The organism is Mesorhizobium sp. M2A.F.Ca.ET.039.01.1.1 (assembly GCF_003998035.1).
Classification (GTDB): Bacteria; Pseudomonadota; Alphaproteobacteria; order Rhizobiales; family Rhizobiaceae; genus Mesorhizobium.
Window position 1 is genome coordinate 1 of the sequence record NZ_RZRY01000766.1, and the last position, 2750, is coordinate 2750.

Sequence of the window (2750 nt, forward strand, 5' to 3'; positions counted from 1 at the left end):
GGTGACGTGGTGGACCATCTGCTCGACCACGTTCGCCCGGTTCTTGACCGCAGCATGGAAGAGCGGATCGCCTATATCCAGGCGCCGCGATGGATCGGACATCAGGTGGCAGTCCAAGCGCATGGACGCCTTGCCGAGTTGCTGTCCCGGCCGCCGGCGTTGCGGACCCGAGGCCTGATGCTCGTCGGACCCTATGCCAACGGCAAGACGATGATCGCCGAACGGTTTGCTGTCGAACATCTGAAAGCCGCCGAGCAGCAGCGGGTGTGGGTGGTCCAGACGCGTGAGGGTGCGGGCCTCGCCCATTTCTATGGAAGCATCCTCGAGGCATTGCGAGCGCCAACCGGCATGGGTCGTGGTGTCGGCCGCAAAGCCGAGCAAATCGATCGCCTGTTCGACAGCGTGAAGCCCAGGATGCTGATCTTCGACGAATTCCACAATGCGCTGCGGGGCCGAACGCGGGACGTCGAGGCGGTTCTTGCCTTCCTCAGAAGGATCGGCCGCCAGTTCGACATTTCACCGATTCTGATCGGTGAGGTCGCCGTGTACGACTTCATCAACCAGACCGCCGAAATGGCGACCCGATTCGACCTGCATGCAGTGCCGCGATGGCAATATGGCGAGGAGTTTCTCGCGCTGCTCGACAGCCTCGAAGCCTCCATGCCGCTCGCCCGCGCTTCCGATCTCTCGGATGAACCGATGGCGCGGATGATCTTCCAGATCTCCGAGGGCCTGATCGGCGAGATCGTGGCGATCGTCTCTGCGGCGGCCGTGGCGGCGGCAAGGTCTGGCGCGGAGCGGATAACGAAAACGGGCATCGAGGCGCTGCGCTACATCCCCGTCTCGAAGCGCCGCCGGGCGCCGGTGCGTGACCGCCTGCTGTGAGCGGAGCACGCTTCGCCATCGAGATCCGTGAGCGATACGGGGACGTCGTTCGGAATCGGTGGCCCGTTTCCATTGACCCGCAGCCGGATGAGCTGTTGTCGAGCTGGCTCCACCGCCTTGCCATCGCCAACGGTATCGCGCCGCGGCCATTCGCCAGCGTCCTCGAGTCGGGCGACGGAATGTGGTCGCCGCGCCTCGATCTCCGGCTTCCACGCGAGGTCGCCACCCTGCTGACCGGTCGGACGGACGTTCCACACGAAACGATATCGGCGATGGCGATGACTGGTCCAGCGTTGACGCCGCTCCTGCTGCCGTTGCGCGAGAACGTCCGCCGGAACCGTTCGACCTGGATGCAGTATTGTCCCCAGTGCCTTGCCGGCGACGAAGTGCCGTATTTTCGCCGTCCCTGGCGGCTGGCGACGCGTATCTCGTGCTTCGTGCATGGTCGCGGTCTTCGGGATCGATGTCCCGCCTGTCGAAGCGGGATTGCATCCTTCGACCAGACCGAACTGATGCCGCAGCACTTCTGCGCCCGATGCGCCTTCGATCTGCGCACGGCATCGAAGGTCTTCGTCAAAACGTCGGCACGACGGCTGGAACGGTCGATCGACGATATCTGCAAGGTGGAGATGGCCAAGGGATCGATGACGATCGGCGACCTGACTTCGCGCCTGCTGGGCGCGCCTATCGTTGCAGGCGTCTCATTGGGGAAGACGCTCACGAACCTGTCCACGTCCTCGCGCATCCGCTGCTTCGAATGGCTGGCGGACAAGCCTGTCAGCTGGTTGACGGCAGATGAGGACGATGCTGTTGCCCGGCGACGTCGGCTCGTCCTGGCTGCTGGCGGCCATGACGAGTTGATCGCGCAGTTTGCGGATTTCATGGACAAGCATCAAGGATCGTCGAGGTCCGTGCGGTCACCCCCGACCGGCGCCGACCTTGCGGCTCTGCTCGAGGCCTATTCGCGCGCCACTGACGATGCGATCAAAACGAAGCGTCACCGTGTTCTTGCGGTCCCACGCGGATAGGATTGCTGCCCGCGAACCACCCATCCCTGGTGAGCAGCATGCTATTCGTCACCGGCGACGCCCGCATCTTCTTCCCAGTCACTGGAAAACCCCGGCATGATGTCGCCCGCCAGCAGCTTCTCCTTCGACAGCAGGCCTGCATCCTCAAGCGCTTCGATGTCGGGGAGATCGCGCAGAGTGTCGAACCCGAACTGCAGCAGGAACGCCTTGGTCGTGACATACGTGTATGGCGCGCCTGCGGTCGGGCTGCGTGGGCCTGAGGCGATCAGGCCGAAGCCGCGCAAATTGCCGATCAGGTCGCGGCTGATTTCCTTGCCGAAGAAGGCGGACAGCTCGGCTCGGGTGATCGGCTGGAAGTAGGCGATCGTCAACAGCACGAGTACCTCCGACTGCGAAAGGTTCTTTTGCCCCTGCTCGCCGGTGCCCAAGGCCGCGTGAATAGCGTCGCCGTAGGCAGAGCGCGTCAAATGCTTCCAGCCGCCGGCGACCGCCACCAGATCGTAGGGCCGGCCGCGCAGTTCCTCGCGGATATCATCGATGATGAGATCGATGTTGCAGCTCTTGCCGACGATACGCGCCAGGGTGTCACGTGTCACCGGCTCGCTGGCCGCGAAGATCGTCGCTTCGACTCTGGCCATCCACTCCCGCCAGCGAACCTCCGCCGGCAGGTGGTCGAGCTCGCGATCGAACAGGCGGTCGCCTGATCGATGGTCATCTGACCGGCCCTGCCCTCGCCTCTTGCGCGCCGCTTCAGCCATTTCCTAAAGCCCGTAGATGCGGAACGTGGTTCGGCCGGACAGCTCGCGCACGGCGCCGAGATCGACCAGTCGGTCGAAC

4 protein-coding genes and 1 pseudogene are annotated in these 2750 nt (G+C 64.0%); 3 read left to right on the forward strand and 2 right to left on the reverse strand.

Annotation, left to right across the window (positions count from 1 at the left end; genetic code table 11):
* The first annotated feature begins 6 nt into the window (after positions 1-6).
* The 3 genes and pseudogenes from EOA24_RS33315 (at position 7) to EOA24_RS43485 (ending at position 1913) form a co-directional block, all read left to right on the forward strand.
* On the forward strand, positions 7-885 hold the full coding sequence (locus EOA24_RS33315; RefSeq protein WP_127410547.1) for a TniB family NTP-binding protein: 879 nt from the start codon (positions 7-9) through the stop codon (positions 883-885).
* Positions 882-1325 (forward strand): annotated as a pseudogene (locus EOA24_RS43480) (TniQ family protein); the annotation flags it as partial. The gene EOA24_RS33315 and the pseudogene EOA24_RS43480, both read left to right, overlap by 4 nt.
* Positions 1326-1397: 72 nt before the next feature.
* A complete protein-coding gene (locus tag EOA24_RS43485; RefSeq protein ID WP_245501910.1) occupies positions 1398-1913 on the forward strand; it encodes a hypothetical protein in 516 nt (171 codons plus the stop codon).
* A 41-nt stretch (positions 1914-1954) separates the two neighbouring features.
* Here the strand turns inward: EOA24_RS43485 and EOA24_RS33325 are convergent, their stop codons facing one another.
* A complete protein-coding gene (locus EOA24_RS33325; protein ID WP_127410546.1) occupies positions 1955-2671 on the reverse strand; it encodes an SMC-Scp complex subunit ScpB in 717 nt (238 codons plus the stop codon).
* A 3-nt stretch (positions 2672-2674) separates the two neighbouring features.
* Positions 2675-2750, reverse strand: a 76-nt coding sequence (locus tag EOA24_RS33330; RefSeq protein WP_127410548.1) for a DUF1403 family protein, incomplete at its 5' end; no start/stop codon positions are given.